The sequence below is a fragment of the Sandaracinobacteroides sp. A072 genome, from assembly GCF_052616365.1.
Genome location: NZ_JBQXGU010000002.1, coordinates 223,922 through 242,481, shown reverse-complemented (window position 1 = coordinate 242,481; position 18,560 = coordinate 223,922). Strand labels below are relative to the sequence as shown.

18 protein-coding genes are annotated in these 18,560 nt (G+C 66.2%); 13 read left to right on the top strand and 5 right to left on the bottom strand.

Translation table 11 applies throughout. The annotated features are described in order from the left end of the window. Positions 1-84: 84 nt before the first annotated feature. A complete protein-coding gene (locus tag ACUJ46_RS07145) occupies positions 85-1,368 on the bottom strand; it encodes a citrate synthase (RefSeq protein WP_445389780.1) in 1,284 nt (427 codons plus the stop codon). A 39-nt stretch (positions 1,369-1,407) separates the two neighbouring features. Continuing rightward, positions 1,408-2,838, bottom strand: a complete 1,431-nt coding sequence (gltX, locus tag ACUJ46_RS07140) for a glutamate--tRNA ligase (RefSeq protein ID WP_445389779.1) — start codon at positions 2,836-2,838, stop codon at positions 1,408-1,410. 223 nt (positions 2,839-3,061) lie between these two features. On the opposite strand from gltX, the gene ACUJ46_RS07135 reads away from it, so the two are divergent. Continuing rightward, the gene (locus ACUJ46_RS07135) at positions 3,062-5,137 is read left to right on the top strand and encodes a ComEC/Rec2 family competence protein (RefSeq protein WP_445389778.1); all 2,076 of its coding nucleotides are present in this window, start codon (positions 3,062-3,064) and stop codon (positions 5,135-5,137) included. Further along, a complete protein-coding gene (ligA, locus tag ACUJ46_RS07130; RefSeq protein WP_445389777.1) occupies positions 5,134-7,233 on the top strand; it encodes an NAD-dependent DNA ligase LigA in 2,100 nt (699 codons plus the stop codon). Before ACUJ46_RS07135 ends, ligA begins: the two co-directional genes overlap by 4 nt. A gap of 45 nt (positions 7,234-7,278) precedes the next feature. Here ligA and ACUJ46_RS07125 read toward each other — a convergent pair whose 3' ends face one another. The 3 genes from ACUJ46_RS07125 to pnuC are packed head-to-tail and all read right to left on the bottom strand — an operon-like array spanning position 7,279 to position 9,328. Further along, the gene (locus tag ACUJ46_RS07125; protein WP_445389776.1) at positions 7,279-8,241 is read right to left on the bottom strand and encodes a 50S ribosomal protein L11 methyltransferase; all 963 of its coding nucleotides are present in this window, start codon (positions 8,239-8,241) and stop codon (positions 7,279-7,281) included. Beyond that, positions 8,238-8,747 (bottom strand): AAA family ATPase, encoded by a 510-nt coding sequence (locus tag ACUJ46_RS07120; RefSeq protein ID WP_445389775.1) that lies wholly within the window; start codon positions 8,745-8,747, stop codon positions 8,238-8,240. The genes ACUJ46_RS07125 and ACUJ46_RS07120 overlap by 4 nt, the downstream gene beginning before the upstream one ends. After that, complete coding sequence (pnuC, locus tag ACUJ46_RS07115; RefSeq protein ID WP_445389774.1) at positions 8,747-9,328, bottom strand: nicotinamide riboside transporter PnuC; 582 nt, start codon at positions 9,326-9,328, stop codon at positions 8,747-8,749. Before pnuC ends, ACUJ46_RS07120 begins: the two co-directional genes overlap by 1 nt. 96 nt (positions 9,329-9,424) lie before the next feature. Here pnuC and ACUJ46_RS07110 point away from each other — a divergent pair, with 96 nt between their 5' ends. The 11 genes from ACUJ46_RS07110 to ACUJ46_RS07060 all read left to right on the top strand — a co-directional run bounded on the left by ACUJ46_RS07110 (position 9,425) and on the right by ACUJ46_RS07060 (position 18,529). After that, positions 9,425-10,462: a phosphotransferase family protein gene (locus ACUJ46_RS07110; RefSeq protein ID WP_445389773.1), complete on the top strand. Its 1,038-nt coding sequence runs from the start codon at positions 9,425-9,427 to the stop codon at positions 10,460-10,462. Further along, on the top strand, positions 10,462-10,806 hold the full coding sequence (locus tag ACUJ46_RS07105; RefSeq protein ID WP_445389772.1) for a DUF6285 domain-containing protein: 345 nt from the start codon (positions 10,462-10,464) through the stop codon (positions 10,804-10,806). Before ACUJ46_RS07110 ends, ACUJ46_RS07105 begins: the two co-directional genes overlap by 1 nt. Beyond that, positions 10,803-11,243, top strand: a complete 441-nt coding sequence (locus tag ACUJ46_RS07100; RefSeq protein WP_445389771.1) for a DUF1330 domain-containing protein — start codon at positions 10,803-10,805, stop codon at positions 11,241-11,243. The genes ACUJ46_RS07105 and ACUJ46_RS07100 overlap by 4 nt, the downstream gene beginning before the upstream one ends. A gap of 132 nt (positions 11,244-11,375) precedes the next feature. Continuing rightward, complete coding sequence (sdhC, locus tag ACUJ46_RS07095) at positions 11,376-11,768, top strand: succinate dehydrogenase, cytochrome b556 subunit (protein ID WP_445389770.1); 393 nt, start codon at positions 11,376-11,378, stop codon at positions 11,766-11,768. Further along, the gene (gene sdhD / locus ACUJ46_RS07090) at positions 11,768-12,160 is read left to right on the top strand and encodes a succinate dehydrogenase, hydrophobic membrane anchor protein (RefSeq protein ID WP_445389769.1); all 393 of its coding nucleotides are present in this window, start codon (positions 11,768-11,770) and stop codon (positions 12,158-12,160) included. Before sdhC ends, sdhD begins: the two co-directional genes overlap by 1 nt. 4 nt (positions 12,161-12,164) lie before the next feature. Further along, positions 12,165-13,967 carry a succinate dehydrogenase flavoprotein subunit gene (sdhA, locus tag ACUJ46_RS07085; RefSeq protein ID WP_445389768.1) on the top strand — a complete coding sequence of 601 codons (1,803 nt, stop codon included), beginning with the start codon at positions 12,165-12,167 and terminating at the stop codon, positions 13,965-13,967. Between the two features lie 11 nt (positions 13,968-13,978). Further along, complete coding sequence (locus ACUJ46_RS07080; protein ID WP_445389767.1) at positions 13,979-14,764, top strand: succinate dehydrogenase iron-sulfur subunit; 786 nt, start codon at positions 13,979-13,981, stop codon at positions 14,762-14,764. 364 nt (positions 14,765-15,128) lie between these two features. After that, on the top strand, positions 15,129-15,755 hold the full coding sequence (locus ACUJ46_RS07075) for a hypothetical protein (RefSeq protein WP_445389766.1): 627 nt from the start codon (positions 15,129-15,131) through the stop codon (positions 15,753-15,755). A 48-nt stretch (positions 15,756-15,803) separates the two neighbouring features. Further along, the gene (locus ACUJ46_RS07070; RefSeq protein ID WP_445389765.1) at positions 15,804-16,259 is read left to right on the top strand and encodes a PaaI family thioesterase; all 456 of its coding nucleotides are present in this window, start codon (positions 15,804-15,806) and stop codon (positions 16,257-16,259) included. Further along, entirely contained in the window at positions 16,256-17,380 is a 1,125-nt protein-coding gene (gene zapE / locus ACUJ46_RS07065) for a cell division protein ZapE (protein ID WP_445389764.1), read from the top strand. The genes ACUJ46_RS07070 and zapE overlap by 4 nt, the downstream gene beginning before the upstream one ends. Before the next feature lie 90 nt (positions 17,381-17,470). Beyond that, positions 17,471-18,529 (top strand): HlyD family efflux transporter periplasmic adaptor subunit, encoded by a 1,059-nt coding sequence (locus ACUJ46_RS07060; RefSeq protein WP_445389763.1) that lies wholly within the window; start codon positions 17,471-17,473, stop codon positions 18,527-18,529. The last annotated feature ends 31 nt before the right edge of the window (positions 18,530-18,560 follow it).

The window sequence follows — 18,560 nt, the reverse complement described above, 5'->3', positions numbered from 1 at the left end:
AAAAGGCCCGGGTGCGGCCTTGCTGGCGCACCCGGGCCTTCCTGACGTTGCTTGCCGTAGGACGGGACAGCCGGTCAGCTCGGCTCAGCGCTTGTCGATCCCCACATAATCGCGGCGGGGTGCGCCGGTGTAGAGCTGGCGGGGGCGGCCGATCTTCTGCTCGGGATCGCCGATCATCTCGTTCCACTGGGCCACCCAGCCCACGGTGCGCGCCAGGGCGAACAGCACGGTGAACATGGATGTCGGGAAGCCGATGGCCGACAGGATGATGCCGGAATAGAAATCGACGTTCGGATAGAGCTTCTTCTCGACGAAATATTCGTCGGACAGGGCGATCCGCTCAAGTTCGCGCGCGACGTCGAAGATCGGGTCGGAGACGCCGAGCTTGGCGAGCACTTCGTTCGCGGTCTGCTGCATCACCTTCGCGCGCGGGTCGTAATTCTTGTAGACCCGGTGGCCGAAGCCCATCAGGCGGAACGGATCATTCTTGTCCTTCGCGCGGGCGATGAACTCGGGAATGCGGTCGACCGTGCCGATTTCGCGCAGCATGTTGAGCGCGGCCTCGTTGGCGCCACCATGGGCGGGGCCCCACAGGCAGGCAATGCCGGCGGCGATGCAGGCGAAGGGATTGGCGCCCGAGGAGCCGGCCAGACGCACCGTGGAGGTGGAGGCGTTCTGCTCGTGATCGGCGTGGAGGATGAAGATCCGGTCCATCGCGCGTTCGATCACCGGGTCGACAACATAGTCCTCGGCCGGAACGCCGAAGGTCATGCGCAGGAAATTGCCGGTGTAGGACAGGCTGTTGTCCGGATAGATGAAGGGCTGGCCGATGGAATATTTATAGGCCATGGCCGCGATCGTCGGCATCTTGGCGATCAGGCGGTGGCTGGCCACCATGCGCTGGTGCGGATCGTCGATGTCGGTCGAATCATGGTAGAAGGCAGACAGGGCGCCGACCACGCCGCACATGATCGCCATCGGGTGCGCATCGCGGCGGAAGCCCCGGTAGAGGTGCAGCAGCTGCTCATGCACCATCGTGTGGCGGGTGATGGTGTAGCTGTACTCGTCGAGCTGGGTCTTGGTGGGCAGCTCGCCCTTCGTCAGCAGATAGGCCACTTCGAGGAAGGTGGATTTCTCGGCCAGCTGGTCGATGGGATAGCCGCGATGGAGCAGCGTGCCCTCGTCGCCGTCGATATAGGTGATGGCGGACTGGCAGGATGCCGTGGACGTGAAGCCGGGGTCATAGGTGAAGGCGCCCGTCTGCCCGTAGAGCTTCCGGATATCGACGACCTGCGGCCCGATGCTTCCATCAAGCACCGGAAGATCCAGTGTCTTGTCTCCGAGGGTCATCCTTGCCTGTCCACTCATGCGCAATACCTTCCTGTATATTCCTGCACCGCTGTCTTCTCAGGCCCCGAGTGCATCGTCGATGCGCCCGAGGCTTTCATCCTTTCCGAGCGTCGCCATGATGGCGAACACGCTCGGGCTGCTGGACTGGCCGGTGAGCGCAGCGCGAAGCGGCCCCGCAACCTTGCCAAGACCCACGCCCGCACGCTCGGCCACGGCCTTTGCCGACGCTTCCAGCGCTTCCCGTTCGAACAGGGGAAGCCCGGCCAGCGCGGCGCGTGCCTCTGCCAGCAGATTTTTGCCGCTTGCGTCTAGCAACTTTTTTGCTGCCTCGTCCACGGCCAAGGGGCGTTTGCGAAGGAGAAACAGCCCCGAATCCGCCAAGTCATTGAGGTTTTTCGCACGAGGCTTCAGTTCGTCCATGCTGCGAAGCAGCAGGTCACGGTCCCGGTCGTCGAGCGCGCGGCCGAGAGACGCCGCCATGCGCGATTCCACAAGCCCCGCAAGGCGGGCATTGTCCGCCTGCCTGATGTAATGGGCGTTGACGCTTTCCAGCTTCTTCAGGTCGAAGCGCCCGGGCGAGCGGCCGACCCCGTCGAGATCGAAAAGCCGGATGGCCTCTTCGCGCGTGATGAGTTCGGTATCGCCGTGCGACCAGCCGAGGCGCAGCAGATAGTTTTCCAGCGCTTCGGGAAGGATGCCCATCTCGTCGCGATAGGCCTCGACACCAAGCGCGCCATGGCGCTTCGACAGCTTGGCGCCATCCGGCCCGTGGATCATCGGCACATGGGCATGGACCGGCTCCGGCCAGCCCAGCGCGCGGATCAGGGCCAACTGACGGAAGCTGTTGGTGAGATGGTCGTCGCCACGGATGACATGGGTGATCCCCATGTCATGGTCATCGACAACGACCGCCAGCATGTAGGTGGGCGTGCCATCCGAACGCAGCAGGATGAAATCATCAAGCTCGCTGTTCTGCTGCACGACACGGCCCTGCACCTGGTCCTCGAGCACGGTCTCGCCATCATGCGGGGCCTTCAGCCGCACTGCATAGGGCTTGCCTTCGGGCCAGTCCGTCCGGTTCCTCCAGCGGCCGTCATAGCGCTGGGGCAGGCCCTTTTCCTTCTGTTCGGCCCGCATCTCTTCCAGCTCTGCGGGCGTGGCGTAGCAGCGATAGGCCTTGCCGGCCTCGAGAAGCGAGTTCGCCACTTCGGCATGGCGATCGGCGCGGGCGAACTGGAACATCGGCGGGCGATCCGGGTCGAGGCCGAGCCAGTGCAGGCCATCGAGGATCTTGGCGATGGCGTCATCGGTGGAACGGGCGCGGTCCGTGTCCTCGATGCGCAGCAGGAAGGTGCCGCCATGGTGCCGGGCGTAGAGATAGTTGAAGAGGGCGGTGCGCGCGCCGCCGATGTGCAGGTAGCCGGTGGGCGAAGGCGCGAAGCGGGTGACGGGAGGCTTCAGGCCGGCAAAGTCGCTTGCATGCTGCATCAAAGGGTCCGAAAGCTGGGGCCGGGTCGGCCCATTGTTGGCGAGAAACAGGTGACAGAGGGCGCGTTTCCGGGCCGGGACCCGGTTTGAAATGCGCGCGGTGGCTAGCAGCTTCGCGCGCGCGGGGCAAAATTCTTTCGCATCCGTGTCATCATCCGCAACAGGTGGCCCTGGATGGCGGCAGGCTTTCGCCGCCCTGCTTGTGCAGCAGCAGGGGCGATGGGTGCTGTTCGTGCCGGTGCTGCTCGGTGCGGGAATCGCCCTCTGGTTCCATCTGCCGCTCAATGCCTGGCGTCAGGCGGCGCTGCTTGCGGCACTGGCCACGGCTCTTGCTGGCCTTTCCCTTGGTAGCGGGCCACGCCGGCAGGTCGTGCTGGCGGGGCTGCTTGTCGCGCTTGGCCTGCTGGCGGCGGATTATCGCGCCGCCGACATGGCCAGCCCCGTGCTGCACCATCGCCTCTCGGCCGCCTGGATGGAAGGGGAGGTGAAGGCTGTGCAGATTCATGCCGGCGGTGCGCAGAGGCGAATCCTGCTGCAGCGCGACGCGACCGACATCGACCCGCCTGTCCTGATCCGGCTCGGCTGGAATGGTCCGCTTGACGAAGCCGTGCAGCCGGGCGCGCGAATCGCTGTCAGGGCGGTGCTTGGCCCCGTGCCCGGCCCCGCGATCCCCGGCGCCCATGATCCGGCGCGGCGCGCCTGGTTCGAGGGGGTTTCGGCGTCGGGGCGCCTGCTGGAGCCGCCGCGCCTGCTATCCCCGCCTGCCGGTGGCGGCGCCATGCTGGCGGGCACGCGCGCCAGGCTTTCGGCCTTTCTCGATGAACGGGTGGGTGGGGATGCGGGCGCCGTGGCCGTGGCGCTGGTGGTGGGCGATCAGGGACGGGTCAGCCCGGCGCTGATCGAGGCGATCCGCATTTCCGGCCTCGCCCATCTGCTCACGGTTTCGGGGTTTCATGTCGGCGTTCTGGTTGGCGGCGTGCTGTTCATTGCGCGCCGGCTGCTGGGGCTTTGGCCATGGTTTGCGCTGCGTGTTTCCGTGCCGCGCGCGGCCGCCATCCTCGCGGGCGTCGCCGGCACGGGCTATGCGCTTTTGTCGGGGGCCGATGTGCCGGCCGTTCGGGCCGCGATCATGGCCTGGGTGGTACTTTTTGCCATGATGCTGGGGCGGGATCCATTGTCGCCCCGGCTTCTGGCCTTTGCCGCCACCCTCATTCTTCTTACCCGGCCCGAGGCGATGATGGGGGCGAGTTTCCAGCTGAGCTTCGCGGCTGTCCTGACCCTTGTCGTGCTGGCCACATCGCCGCTGGGCCAATGGCTGCGGCCGCGCCCCGACGAAGGCGGCCTGCTGCGCTTCGGCCGGCTGGTGGTCGGCCTTCTAGTGACCGGGCTTGCCATCGAACTGGTGCTGACGCCCATCGCCCTTGCCCATTTCGGCCGCGCCGGGGTCTATGGCGTGTTTGCCAATCTGCTGGCCATTCCGCTCACCAGCCTTGTCATCATGCCCTTGCTGGGCGTTTTCCTGCTTCTGGCCGGCCTTGGCCTCGAAGGTCTTGCCATATGGGTGCTGAAGCCGGCGATCGGGCTTCTGGCGTGGATTGCGCGCGAAGTCGCTGCTTGGCCCGGGGCAACCCTTTCCCTTCCGGCGGCGCCGCCCCTGGCCCATGGGCTGTTCCTGGCGGGCGGGCTTCTTGCCGCCCTTCTAGGCGGCCGCCTGCGGCTTCTTGGCCTGCCGCCGCTGATGGCGGCGACCGGCCTGCTTCTTCTGACGCCGCGCCCCGATATTCTCGTCAGCCCGGATGGGCGGCAGGTGGGGGTGGTGCAGGGCGGCCAGCTTCACATGCTGCGCGCCCATCGCGGCGGCTTCGTGCCCAAAATCTGGGCCGAGGCGACAGGCGCCCCCGCGGCGCGCCGCCTGCACCAGCTGCCGGGCGCGCGCTGCACGGAGGCGGGCTGCCTTGTCGAACTGGAAGGTGACTTCCGGCTGCTGGCGTTGACCGGTGCACCCATTCACCCCGATGCGCTGGCTCGCGCCTGCGCCACGGCCGATCTTGTGATCGCACCGGAGGATATGCAGCCCCATGGTCGTGGCCCGGACGAATCGCGATGCGCGCCACGCTGGCGCCTTCTGGATCGCACCGCCCTTGTGAAGGAGGGAGCCGTGGCGATCCATTCGGCCAGCCGGCGCATGAAAAGCACAGGGCTGATGGCGGGCGATCATCCCTGGAGCCCTTCCGCCCTTCCCGGAATGCGCCAGCGGCTGCTAGGGCCTGCGGAATGGACTGGGGTGATGGTGGAATGAGCGAAGAAGCGGCGGCAGCACGGCTGGAGGCGCTTGCGCGGCTGATCGCCGAATACAGCCGGCTTTACTATCAGGAAGACGCGCCGGCGATTTCCGATGCGGAATTCGACGATCTTGTGGCCGAAAATGCCGCGCTGGAAGCCCGCTTTCCCCACCTGGTGCGGCCTGATTCGCCATCCCGCGCCGTGGGTGCTGCACCGGCTGCGGGCTTTGCGAAGATCCGTCATGCCCGCCCGATGCTCAGCCTCGACAATGGCTTCACCGAGGAAGACGCCCATGAGTTCGAGGCGCGTGTGCGGCGCTTCCTCGGGCTCGAAGCCGGTGACGCCATCATGTTCACGGCCGAGGCGAAGATCGACGGCCTTTCCCTGTCCCTGCGCTACGAAGGGCGCAGGCTGGTATCGGCTGCCACGCGCGGCGACGGCGCCGAGGGCGAGGATGTGACGGCCAACGCCCTGACGGTTGCCGACATTCCGAAACATTTGCCGGATGATGCGCCCGATGTCTGCGAGGTGCGGGGTGAAATCTACCTCGGCTGGGACGCCTTCACCGCCCTCAACGCAGCTCAGGCGGCGCGCGGGCAGCGCAGCTTCGCCAACCCGCGCAACGCCGCAGCCGGCTCGCTGCGCCAGACCGACCCGTCGGTAACCGAAAGCCGCCCGCTGGGCTTCTTCGCCCATGGCTGGGGGGAGGTTTCCGCTTCCCTTGGCGAGACCCAGCATGCGGCGATGATGCGCCTGAAAGGCTGGGGCTTTCCGGTTTCCGACAGTTTCACCCGTGTCGAGGGAATGGCGGGTGTGATGGAGGCATGGCGGCGCCTGCAGGAAGCGCGGCCGACGCTCGGTTACGATATTGACGGCCTTGTTTCCAAGGTGGACCGGCTGGACTGGCAGGAACGGCTGGGCCAGGTGGCCCGCCACCCCCGCTGGGCCATGGCGCACAAGTTTCCGGCCGAGCGTGCGCGGACAGAGCTGCTGGCGATCGACATTCAGGTCGGGCGAACCGGTGCGCTGACCCCGGTTGCCCGGCTGAAGCCGGTGACAGTGGGTGGCGTTGTCGTCACCAACGCCACGCTGCACAACGAGGACGAAATCCGCCGCCGCGATCTTCGCATCGGGGACATGGTGGAGGTGCAGCGCGCCGGCGATGTGATTCCGCAGGTGCTGGGCTGGGTGGGGGACAGGCAAGCGCATGCCGCCCGGACGGACTTTGCCTTTCCCGATCATTGCCCCGAGTGCGGCAGCGCCGCCGTTCGGGAAGATGGTGAGGCGGTTCGGCGCTGCACGGGCGGGCTGATCTGCCCGGCGCAGCGGTTCGAGCGGTTGCGCCACTTCGTCTCCCGCAGGGCGGTCGATATCGAAGGCCTAGGCGGCAAGACTCTGGAAGAGTTTCTGGACCTTGGCTGGATCGCCAACCCGGCCGACATCTTCCGCCTGAAGGCGCATGCCGACGCGCTGCTCGAGCGGGAGGGGTGGAAGGAGAAATCGGTCGCGAACCTGCTGGCCAGCATCGAGGCCGGCCGGGACGTGGGTCTGGATCGCTTCCTGTTCGCGCTGGGCATCCGCCATGTGGGCGAAGTGACGGCGCGCGACATCGCCCGCGCCTATGGCAAGTGGAATGCCGTGGAGGCCCTGTTGCGGCAGCTCGTGGACCATGCCCCCGAGCCCGCCCTTGGCGAGACGGACGAGAAATACCGCAAACGCCTGCGCGCCGGCCTGGCGGAGATAGTCGGTGTGGCAGGGGTGGGACCGGAAGTGGCGGCCGCGCTCCGGGATTTCTGGGCCGAGCCGCACAACCGTGAGCTGGTGCACGACCTGCTTGCCGAAATGACCCCCGGGGAGGTGCGGCTGGAAACGGCTGAATCACCCGTATCGGGCAAGACCATGGTGTTCACCGGAACGCTGGAGCGGATGAGCCGCGATGAAGCCAAGGCGCGGGCCGAGGCGCTGGGCGCGCGGGTGTCGGGCAGCGTTTCCGCCAAGACCGACATCCTCGTCGCCGGGCGGGATGCCGGCTCGAAGCGGGCGAAGGCCGAAGCCCTGGGCGTGCGCGTGATCGACGAGGCCGAATGGCTGTCGATCCTGGGCGAAGGCTGAACAGCCACCCGCGCTATTCAGCCCGCGCTATTCAGCCCGCGCTATTCAGAGCGTGTCGATCTGCCAGCCGCGGTTGGCGGTTTCACGCCTTGCCCCGCGCAAGGCGGCACGGCGGCTGGACGGCCCCGTCTTGCGGAAGACGAGCACCGGCCATTCCGCATTGGCAGATCGCTGGACGAGGCGAAGGCCGCGCGCGCTGTAGGCCGCAATGACCCGCCGCGCCTGGGGCTGGAGCAGCCCGGCGAGGATCAGGTGCCCGCCACGCGCCACGACAGCCGAAACGGACGGGGCAAGCGCCACCAGCGGGCCGGCGAGGATGTTGGCGAACACAAGGTCATAGGGCGCGCGCGCGGCAATCAGCGCATGTTCGACACCGGGCGCCGCCAGCAGGCTGATCATGCCCGGCCTGCGTCCGCGCGGCACATTGTTCAGGCGCGCATTGTCCCGCGCAACCTCCACGGCAATGGCGTCGAGATCGGAAGCGGTGATTCGAGCCCGGGGGTGAAGCCGATGGGCAACAAAGGCCAGAAGGCCCGAGCCCGTGCCGACATCGAGGATCGTGCGCGCCCGGTGGCGGCGGGCGAGCCGGGCGGCGGCGGCCACGCAGCCCGATGTCGTTGCATGCTGGCCGGTGCCGAAGGCAAGGCCGGCATCGATCCGCACTGGCCACTGGCCGGGCCGGTGCCGGCCGGCCTGTTCGACCGTGTGGACATGGACGCGGCCGATGTCGACAGGTTCGAGCCCGGCCTGCGAAAGCGTCACCCAGTCCGTGTCCGGCAGGGCCGATACGGCCGGCTGCGCGCCCGACGAAGGCGCAAGCGCTGCAAAGGCCGCCAGAAGCCCGGCTTCGGGCAGGCTTTCGGTGTAGAGTTGCAGCTCCCAGCCGGAATCCGTTTCGGCCGCGACAAGGGTTGGGGCCGGCTCGAATCCGGGGAAAGGCTCGTCTGCAAGCGCTGCGGCATCGGCCTCGGCGCGGGTGCAGGGCAGGGTGGCGAGATGGCCGCTCACAGCCGCGCCTCTATTGCCTGCATCGCCTGCGCCCTGCGGGACGCAAAGCTGCCGCCGATGGATGTGTAGGGCGTGCCGCGTGCCTCGAACTCGGCCACCACGATGGCGTGGAAGCGCTGGCGCTCTTTCTCGTCGCCGAACATCCGCACAGAATCCTGCACGAAGGGGACATCGGGCAGGAACAGAAGATGCAGGTCTGCCTTGCTGGGGCGGCGCGCCAGCACCGGATCCCGCTCTCCGAACAGCATGGTGGCCCAGGCGGTCGTCATGATGATGTCCGTATCCTCCAGCAGCAGGGGCGGATTTCTGGCCGCGGCCTGGTCCGCATCGAGGGCGTGGCCCTCGGCAATGGCGTAATGATCCTCGAGCGCGAGGTCACGCCGGAGCCATTCCGTATAGGTGCGGCCGAATTCCGGCACCAATATGCCGCCGTAATGCGCGGCGAGCTCGGCCGCGAGGGTCGACTTGCCGGTCGATTCGACACCAGACAGAACCACTTTCAGCATCACCCCAATCCTGTCTGCCCGGTTTGATTTGCCGCACTGTTCCAGCTGCGCCAGCCGTGCAGCGCCATGGCCAGCAGCACGGCATAGACGGCGGCGGTGAACCACAGCCCCTGCATCGCGTAAAGCCCGGTCGAGCTGATATTGACCAATAGCCAGAAGCCCCAGCTTTCGACCTTGCGCCGCGCCTGCCACCATTGGGCGCAGAGCGCGGCTGACGTGTTCAGGCTGTCCCAGAAAGGAGCCTCGGCATCGGTGGTGGCGGCAAGCATCTGCCCGATTCCGAAGGCAAGCACGAGGATTGCCGCAAGGCTGACAAGAATCCACCACGGCGTCAGATGCGACACGGCAACGGGGCCGCTGCCGCTGCGCGCGGCGCGCCAGCTGGCAAGGCCATAGATGTTGAGCGCGAGAAAGATGAGCTGCAGGCCGAAGGCTGCGTAGAGGCGCGCATCGAGAAAGACGGCAGCATAAAGGCTGACGGCAGCGAGCGCGAAGGCATAGTTCCATAGCGACCGGCGCGCCACGAGCCAGACATTGGCGAGCAGCAGGGCGGCGGCCAGCGCCTCGACAAGCGGGCTCATGGCCTGCCTGTCCGATGGCTCGGGGAAACCGGGCGCGCGGGGCTAGCCAATCTGTCCGCTTTGTCGATGGGCGGCTGGGCCTTAGGAGATTGTCGCATGGCAGACGAGAAATCAGTGCAGACGGAGCTTGGCAAGATGCTGGATCCGGCAAAGTGTGAAGGAAAGACGGCGCTTGCCCGTCTTGTCGGGCGCGGACTGGGCGCCGATGTCGAGCTGGGAGAGGTGCTGCAGCTTTCAGGCGGGGCATCCAGCGCGACCTGGCAGGTTGAGGTGGAAAAGGGCTGCGGCATCGAGCGGCTGATCTTCCAGCGCACGGCCAGCGCCGAGCATACGAGCCTGCCACGCTGGGTGCAGGCAGAGGTCGCGACGCGGGCAGGCGCGCTGGGCGTGCCCGTTGCCCCCGTTGTCGCCGTGGCAAGACCCGAAGACGGGCTGGGCGATGCAGTCGTCACGCGCATGATGCCGGGCGAGGCGCTGGCGCCGCGCTGGTTGCGCCAGCCGGACTATGCCGCCGCCCGCGAGAAGCTCACCATGCAATGCGCCGAGGCGCTGGCGCGGCTGCATTCGGCGCCTGTCACCCACTGGAATGACCTGCCGCTCGTTGGCGGCAGCGGGGCCGGGCTTCTGGAGCGCAGCTTCGAAGTCTATCGCCGCATCGGCGTGGATGTGCCGGCCTTCGACCTGGCCTTTGCCTTCCTGAAGCCCCGCATGCCGCAGACCCCGGCGACCTGTCTCGTGCATGGCGATTTCCGCTCGGGCAATCTGCTGATCACGCCTGAAGGCCTTGCCGCCGTGATCGACTGGGAGCTGACGCATCTGTCCGTGCCTGGCGAGGATCTCGGCTGGCTGTGCGCCCAGGCCTGGCGCTTCGGCAAGTGGGAAAAGCCCGTTGGCGGCTTCGGCACCCGCGAAGCCCTGCTCGAAGCCTATCGCGCCGCCGGCGGGACCATCACGGACGAGGAGCTTCACGTCTGGGAGGTCTATGGCAACCTCAAATGGGGCATGAGCTGCCTGCAACTGGCCGACGATCATGTCTCGGGCCGCGTGCCCTCTGTCGAGCGCGCCGTCATCGGGCGCAGGGTGAGCGAGGTTGCCGCCGATCTGTCCTATCTCATTGCCTTCGGAGACCTGTGATGAGCCATCCGACCGCACAGCAGCTGATCGAGGCGGTGCAACTGTTCCTGAAAGAGGCCGAGGGCGCGCTTCAGGGGCGGCTTGCCTTCCATGCCAAGGTGGCGGCCAACACGCTTTCCATCGTCGCCCGCGAAATGCAGCAGGACCCCGACACCGCCGAAGCCCGCGCGCTTGCGCCCCTCGGCGGGGCAAAGGCCCTGTGCGAGGCGCTGCGCGACGGCCGGGCCGACCCGGCGGACAAGGCCGTTCAGACGGCGATCCGCGAGGGCGTTCTTGCGCGCCTTGCCGTCGATAACCCGCGCTACGCCAGCTATCAGCGCCTGAAGGACAGGGAGATCGCATGAGCTTTCCGCCCGCCAACATGAACCGCGCCATCGACCCGACATCGGCGCAGGTGCGCGACCTGCGCGACAATGGCCCCGAAGGCCCGGTCGTCATGCTGAACCTGCTGAAGTTCCGCGACCGCGCCGCCTATCCCGATGGCCATCCCGATGCAGGCTCGACCGGGCGCGAGGCCTATGCCCGCTACCAGCATAATTTCACCGTCTCGGTCGGCGCGGTCAGCCGGGCCGAGGTGCTTTACGACGGGCCGGTCATGCGCTGCTTCATCGGCGATGCGGACCTGAACGACTGGGACCAGATGCTGATCGTGCGTTATCCGTCGCGCGGGCATTTCCTGGCGATGATGGCGGATGAAGGGTACAAGGCCGGCCTCGTGCACCGCTATGCCGGGCTCGAGCGGACTGTCCTGCTCCAGTGTGGAGACAATGCCATGCGCTGACCGCATGGCAGTCATTCGCCCATGACTTGAGGCAGCGCAGGGCATCTGCGACAGCCTCGACTGTTGCAAGCTGGCGCGATTCGGCCCAATGCGTTTCGCGTCAAAGGGGATCAGAAGGACCAGGCAAGGACCATGGCATCAAGACCGCTTTCGCCGCACCTCTCCATCTGGAAATGGCGGGTGCACATGGCGACTTCCATCTTCCATCGCGTTTCCGGCCACGCGCTGGCTTTCGCCGGGCTTTTCCTCTTCGCCTGGTGGCTGGCCGCCGCCGCGACCTCGCGTGAAGCTTATGATATCTTCCTCGCCTTTGCCGGCAGCCCCTTCGGCTGGGTCGTCTGGGTCGGTCTCAGCTGGATGTTCTTCCAGCACCTGATGTCGGGCATCCGCCACCTGGCTATGGATTCCGGCTGGGGCTACGAGCTTGGCATTTCGAAGATGACCGCCACCTGGGTCTTCGTCGGCGCCATTCTCCTTACCGCCGCCTTTTGGGCTTATGTCTTCTTCGGTTCGGGTCTTCTCTGATGGCAACGCAATTCGACAGCGCTTCCGGCCTCAAGAAGGTCAGGGGTCTCGGGTCCGCCAGGTCGGGCGTCCACCACTGGTGGCTGCAGCGCGTGACGGCGGCGGGCAATTTCGTCCTCCTCGTCTGGTTCCTCGCCTCGATCCTGTCCCTTCCCGGCCTCGATCACGGCAGTGTCACGGCATGGGTCGCGCAGCCGCTGGTTGCGGTGCCGCTCGCGCTCCTCATCCTCACCACCTTCTGGCACGCCCGTCTCGGCGTCCAGGTGATGATCGAGGATTATGTGCACACCGAAGGGCTGAAGCTGCTCGCCCTCATCGCCCTCAATTTCTTCATCCTGGCTACCGGAGCAGTCGCGCTCTTCTCCGTGCTGGCCATTGCGTTCGGAGCCTGAGCCCGTGGCAGACGCCTACAAGATCATCGACCACACCTATGACGCCATCGTCGTCGGCGCCGGCGGGTCCGGCCTCAGGGCCACGATGGGCATTGCCGAAAGCGGCCTGAAGACGGCCTGCATCACCAAGGTCTTTCCCACCCGCAGCCATACCGTGGCGGCGCAGGGCGGCATTGCCGCCGCGCTGGGCAACATGGGTCCGGACCACTGGACCTGGCACATGTACGACACCGTCAAGGGGTCCGACTGGCTGGGCGACCAGGATGCCATCGAATATCTGTGCCGTGAAGCGCCAGCCGCCGTCTATGAACTCGAGCACGCCGGCGTGCCCTTCAGCCGCACGCAGGAAGGCCGCATCTATCAGCGCCCCTTCGGCGGGATGATGCAGAACATGGGCGCCGGCCCGCCGGCCCAGCGCACCTGCGCCGCAGCCGACCGCACCGGCCACGCCATGCTTCACGCGCTCTACCAGCAGAGCCTGAAGTATGACGCTGACTTCTACATCGAATATTTCGCCATCGACCTGATCATGGAAAATGGCGAATGCCGTGGCGTGATCGCCATCTGCATGGCCGATGGCAGCATCCACCGCTTCCGCAGCCACGCCGTTGTTCTGGCGACAGGCGGCTATGGCCGCTGCTATTTCTCCGCCACCTCAGCCCATACCTGCACGGGTGACGGCGGCGCCATGGTGCTGCGCGCCGGACTGCCGCTGCAGGATCTCGAGTTCGTGCAGTTCCACCCCACCGGCATCTACGGCGCCGGCGTGCTCATCACCGAGGGCGCGCGCGGGGAGGGCGGCTACCTCACCAACAGCCAGGGCGAGCGCTTCATGGAGCGTTACGCGCCTTCGGCCAAGGATCTCGCCTCGCGCGATGTCGTCTCGCGGTCGATGGCCATGGAAATCCGCGAAGGGCGTGGCGTGGGCAAGGAAGGGGATCATATCTTCCTTCACCTCGACCATATCGACCCGAAGATCCTGGCCGAGCGGCTTCCGGGCATCACCGAGACCGGCAAGATCTTCGCCGGCGTGGACCTCACCCGCCAGCCGCTGCCCGTGGTGCCGACCGTCCACTACAACATGGGTGGCATCCCCACCAACTACCATGGCGAAGTGGTGACGCTGAAGGACGGCAACCCGGATACGGTCGTGCCGGGCCTGTTCGCGGTGGGCGAGGCTGCCTGCGTGTCCGTCCATGGCGCAAACCGCCTGGGTTCGAACAGCCTGATCGATCTTGTCGTCTTCGGTCGCGCCACCGGCCACCGCATTGCCGAGATCGTGAAACCCGGCATGGCGCACAAGCCACTGCCTGCGGATTCGGCCGAATTCTCGCTGACCCGTCTTGACCATTTCCGTAATGCCAAGGGCGGTTCGGCCACGGCCGACATCCGCCTCGAGATGCAGAAGACGATGCAGAAGCATTGCGCCGTGTTCCGCACTGATGAGCTGATGGCCGAGGGCGTGGCGAAGATGGACCAGGTCTATGCCCGCATGCAGGACGTGGACGTGAGCGACAGGTCGCTCATCTGGAACACCGACCTCATCGAGACGCTCGAACTCGACAACCTCGTCGTCCAGGCCCAGTGCACGATCCGTGGCGCCATCAACCGCAAGGAAAGCCGCGGCGCCCACATGCACGAGGATTATCCGAACCGTGATGACGATAACTGGATGAAGCACACCGTCGCCTGGTTCGATGGCTGGGGCGGCAAGGGCGGTGACGTCAAGATCGACTATCGCCCGGTGCACACCTACACGCTCACCGAAGAGATCGAGTATATCAAGCCCAAGGCGCGGGTTTACTGAGGAACTATCCGATGGCTGAATTTGCACTTCCCGCGAACAGCAGGATCTCGAAGGATGGCAAGGCCTGGCCTGTCCCGGCCGGCGCCAGCCGCCTGAAGACCTTCCGCATCTATCGTTGGAGCCCGGATGACGGGCAGAACCCGCGTTTCGATACCTACCAGATCGATCTGGAGGATTGCGGACCGATGGTTCTCGACGCGCTCATCAAGATCAAGAGCGAGATCGACCCGACGCTCACCTTCCGCCGTTCCTGCCGTGAAGGCATCTGTGGTTCCTGCGCCATGAACATCGCCGGCTCCAACACGTTGGCCTGCACCATGGCGATCGAGGATGTGAAGGGCGATGTCGTCATCACGCCGCTTCCCCACATGCATGTGGTGAAGGACCTGGTGCCCGACATGACGCATTTCTATGCGCAATATGCGTCGATCAAGCCCTGGCTGCAGACGGTCACGCCCGAGCCGGCACTGAAGGAGCGCACCCAGTCTCCCGAAGACCGGGCGAAGCTGGACGGCCTTTACGAGTGCATCCTGTGCGCCTGCTGCTCCACCTCCTGCCCGAGCTACTGGTGGAACTCCGACCGCTTCCTCGGGCCGGCGATCCTGCTGCAGGCCTATCGCTGGCTGGCTGACAGCCGCGACGAAATGACGGGCGAACGGCTCGATGCGCTGGAAGATCCCTTCCGCCTCTATCGTTGCCACACCATCATGAACTGCGCGAATGTGTGCCCCAAGGGCCTGAACCCGGCCAAGGCCATCGCCGAGATCAAGAAGATGATGGTCGCGCGCGCGGTCTGATTCCAGCGCGGTTCATTGCGTGAAACGGCGGGCGGGCGCACGGGTTGCGCCCGCCCGTTTCTTTTTCTTGCCGACGGGTGCTGCCTGCCCCGTGTTTTCGGCAGAAAAAGAGTCCAAGGATATGGTTAACAGGCCTTTTCCGTCTTGCCGCAACACCATGCGCAACCGGGCGGGGATCAGGGCCTGAATATGGCTTTGGCAGGCGTGTGGAGAGGGATGTGCGGGGCACAGGCGTGAATGCGGTCGATGTGGCGGCCATCGCGATAGCCGCCGCCATGCCCGCGCCTCTTTGCGCAACCCCTTGCGCGGGCCTCGGCCCATCATCCGCAAGACGCGGCGCTGCCGGCAATTTCATGGTCTGGAAATGAAAGAAAAGGGTCTGCCCATGGTCACGTTCAACTGGCATCGGAAGCTGCTTCCGCTGTCCCTGGCGTCATTGCTGGCCGCCTGCGCCGTCCAGACGCCGCCGCCGGCGCAGGTCGTGGCCCCGCCGCCCCCGCCGCCGCCCGTCGTGGTTTCGCTGTCGCCTATCCATACCGGTCTCAGCCCACTGGAAACCGTGTGGCATCTGCGCGCCGGGCTCAATGTCGCGGCGCTGGGTTGCCAGACACGGAGCGGGCCGGAAATCGTCTCTGCCTACAACAGCCTGCTGGCGCGGCAGAAGGCGGTTCTGAAGGCGGCCTATGATGCCAAGGCGGAGCGTTACCGCTCGCAGGGGGGCAATTGGCAGCGCGCCCTCGATACCCACATGACGCGGCTGTACAATCATTTCGCTTCGCCCGATGCGCAGGCCCGGTTCTGCACCGAGGCGATGACGGTTGCCCGCGAGGCGCTCGCTGCGTCACCGGAAAGCTTCGAACAATTCGCGGCCGAAGGCCTTCGCCGCATCGACCGGCCCATTGCCCTTGCAGCAAACGGGACTGGCATGATGGCTGCCGCCGCCAATTCGGTCGAAGCGGCTTCCGGAGGTCTGCCGCAACGGAAGCTGTAGGCTTGGGCAGGCTTGTGAGGCACGCCCGCGCGGTCTAACCCCTCGATCATGCAGGATGTGATTGTCGAAGATGGCCCCTGGAAGGGCTGGAAGCTCTGGCATGCCAGGGATGAGGGCAGGTTCACCGACAGCCTCGGCGTCGTCTATTTCCGGGACGGCGCATTCGAAGGCGGGGAAGGGGTGGTTGCCGCCATGGATACCAGCCGCCGGCATGCCAATGGCATGGGCGCGCTGCATGGCGGCTTCCTGATGGCCTTTGTGGACATAGCGATGTTCGCGGCCGTCCGCCACAAGATGATCGGCATGTCGGCCGTGACCTTGCAGGCGTCCACCGATTTCCTCGGCGCGGGCGAAATCGGCAAGCCGCTGGAAGGCCGCGGACGGATCGTGAAGGAAACCGGCAAGCTCATCTGGGTGAGCGGCACCCTGACCCAGGAGGATGGGGCAAGGCTTGTGGGGCAGTGGCATGGCCTGCTGCGGAAGGTGCCGCGGACCCGCCCATGACTGCGGTGCGAAAGGCCTATGACGCGCTTGTCGCGGCGGGCGAACTGCGGCCCGACGCGGCGCAGGCGGAGGTCGCAGACCGTCTCGACGCGCTCGCCGGGGCGCTTGCCAGCCAGCCGGCCAGGGCGGGGCTTCTCGGCCGGCTGTTCGGGCGCGCCGATAGCCCGCGCCCCAGGGGGCTCTACCTGTGGGGCGGGGTCGGGCGCGGCAAGTCCATGCTGATGGACCTGTTCTTCACCCATGCCGATGTCTCGCCCAAGCGTCGCATCCACTTCCACCAGTTCATGCTGGATACGCACGCCCGTATTCATGCCCGCCGCCAGCAGGATCCGGGTGATCCCATTCCTGCCGTGGCGGCGCAATGGGCAGCCGAAGCCCGGCTTCTGTGCTTCGACGAGTTGCAGGTGAACAATGTGGCGGATGCGATGATCCTGTCGCGCCTGTTCACGGCGCTGATGGAACAGGGTGTCACCGTGGTCGCCACATCCAACCGTGTGCCGGCCGATCTCTACAAGGATGGGCTAAGCCGGGAATTGTTCCTGCCCTTCATCGCCCTGATCGAGCGTGAACTGGATGTCGTGCCGCTGGACGGGCCGGTGGATTACCGGCTCGACCGTATGGGTGGCATGCCCACCTATTACAGCCCGAATGGACCGGAAGCGACGGCGGCCCTGTCAGAGCTGTTCTTCCGCCTCACCGATTTTCCCGTCGAGGATCGCGCGCATGTGCCTTCGGCCGAACTGGACGTTGGCGGCGGGCGGCTTCTTTTCGTTCCCAAAAGCCTGAAGGGCGTTGCCGTCTTCTCCTTCCGCCGGCTGTGCGGCGCGGCACGCGGCGCGGCCGATTATCTTGCCGTGGCGCGCAGCTATCACACCGTGATCCTTGTCGGCGTACCCGTGCTCGGCCCGGAAAACCGCAACGAAGCCGCGCGTTTCGTCACGCTGATCGATGCGCTTTACGAATGGCGTGTGAAGCTGCTGATCGCAGCCGATGCGCCGCCTGAAAGCCTGTATCCTGAAGGGGATGGCCGCTTCGAATTCGACCGCACGGTCTCAAGGCTAATGGAAATGCAGTCGGCGGATTATCTTGCCGAAGGCCATGGGCTGAGGACCGACGCATAAAAGCGGCGCCACATGGCAGGCCTGAGAAACTGGTCAGGCGCATGATTGCGGTTTCAACTGCTTAAATCCGTGTCGAGGGAGACGAAGCAGATGACGACTCAGGCAAGCCGGTCAAGGGGCAGGGGGGTTTTTCCCCTTCTGGCCGGTGCTGTCGTGGTGCTCTTCATCGGCCTCGGCCTGTGGTGGTTCTTCGAAGGGCGGCACTGGCAGTCGACCGACAATGCCTATCTCGAAGCCGACATGGCGGTCATTGCCGCCAAGGTGCCGGGCTATGTGGCGGCGGTGGCGGTAACGGACAACCAGCGGGTTCGTGCCGGCGATCCGCTGGTCCGGATCGTGGATGCCGAATATCGCGCCGCCCTTGCGCGGGCCGAAGCCGAAGTCGAGCGGCTTTCGCGTGAGCGCGGGGTGCGGGCATCGGTCGTCATCGCGGAAACCTCGCAGGTGGCGGAAGCCGAAGCCGCCTTGCGCGCCGCCGAGGCCGAAGCAAGGCGCGCGGCTGCCGATGCCGAGCGGGCGGAGCGGCTGCTGACACAAGGGTTCGCGACGCGGGCCATTGTCGACCAGCGCCGTGCCCAGGCCGAGGCAAGTGCGGCTGCCGTTGCCGAGCGGCGCGCGGCGATTGCAGCCGCGAGGGCCGGGCAGCAAGCCGCCACCGGTTCGGAAGGCGGGGCGGGCGCCGCCCTGAAAGCAGCCGTCGCGCAGGCTGAAGCCGCCCGGCTCGACCTTGAGAATACCGTGATCCGCGCTCCGCTCGACGGGGTCGTCGGCAACCGCAGCGTCCGCCCCGGCCAGTTCGCGCGGCAGGGCCAGCAGCTGATGGTGGTGGTGCCGGTGGACGAGGCCTATCTGGTGGCCAATTTCAAGGAAACGCAGATTTCCGGCCTGAAGCCCGGCATGCCGGTGGACATCGAGCTGGATGCCTATCCCGGCATCGGGCTGAAAGGCCGTATCGACAGTTTCAGCCCGGCGTCCGGGTCCCGCTTTTCCGTCATCCCGCCCGAGAATGCGACGGGCAATTTTACCCGCATCGTACAGCGTGTGCCGGTGAAGATCCTGATCGATCGGCCGTTGCCGGATGGCGTGCGGCTTGTGCCGGGGCTTTCGGCAGAGGTTCGCGCAGACCTGAGGCGGGCGCCGGGCGCATGAGCGCCGGCGCGTCCAACACAGGGAAGGCGGG

Excerpts from the sequence above, each read along its gene's own strand:
- ACUJ46_RS07145 (WP_445389780.1), bottom strand. The coding sequence starts at position 1,368 with ATGAGTGGACAGGCAAGGATGACCCTCGGAGACAAGACACTGGATCTT.
- gltX (WP_445389779.1), bottom strand. The coding sequence starts at position 2,838 with ATGCAGCATGCAAGCGACTTTGCCGGCCTGAAGCCTCCCGTCACCCGC.
- ligA (WP_445389777.1), top strand. The coding sequence starts at position 5,134 with ATGAGCGAAGAAGCGGCGGCAGCACGGCTGGAGGCGCTTGCGCGGCTG.
- ACUJ46_RS07120 (WP_445389775.1), bottom strand. The coding sequence starts at position 8,747 with ATGCTGAAAGTGGTTCTGTCTGGTGTCGAATCGACCGGCAAGTCGACC.
- pnuC (WP_445389774.1), bottom strand. The coding sequence starts at position 9,328 with ATGAGCCCGCTTGTCGAGGCGCTGGCCGCCGCCCTGCTGCTCGCCAAT.
- ACUJ46_RS07110 (WP_445389773.1), top strand. The coding sequence starts at position 9,425 with ATGGCAGACGAGAAATCAGTGCAGACGGAGCTTGGCAAGATGCTGGAT.
- ACUJ46_RS07105 (WP_445389772.1), top strand. The coding sequence starts at position 10,462 with ATGAGCCATCCGACCGCACAGCAGCTGATCGAGGCGGTGCAACTGTTC.
- ACUJ46_RS07100 (WP_445389771.1), top strand. The coding sequence starts at position 10,803 with ATGAGCTTTCCGCCCGCCAACATGAACCGCGCCATCGACCCGACATCG.
- sdhC (WP_445389770.1), top strand. The coding sequence starts at position 11,376 with ATGGCATCAAGACCGCTTTCGCCGCACCTCTCCATCTGGAAATGGCGG.
- sdhD (WP_445389769.1), top strand. The coding sequence starts at position 11,768 with ATGGCAACGCAATTCGACAGCGCTTCCGGCCTCAAGAAGGTCAGGGGT.
- ACUJ46_RS07080 (WP_445389767.1), top strand. The coding sequence starts at position 13,979 with ATGGCTGAATTTGCACTTCCCGCGAACAGCAGGATCTCGAAGGATGGC.
- ACUJ46_RS07075 (WP_445389766.1), top strand. The coding sequence starts at position 15,129 with ATGAAAGAAAAGGGTCTGCCCATGGTCACGTTCAACTGGCATCGGAAG.
- ACUJ46_RS07070 (WP_445389765.1), top strand. The coding sequence starts at position 15,804 with ATGCAGGATGTGATTGTCGAAGATGGCCCCTGGAAGGGCTGGAAGCTC.
- zapE (WP_445389764.1), top strand. The coding sequence starts at position 16,256 with ATGACTGCGGTGCGAAAGGCCTATGACGCGCTTGTCGCGGCGGGCGAA.
- ACUJ46_RS07060 (WP_445389763.1), top strand. The coding sequence starts at position 17,471 with ATGACGACTCAGGCAAGCCGGTCAAGGGGCAGGGGGGTTTTTCCCCTT.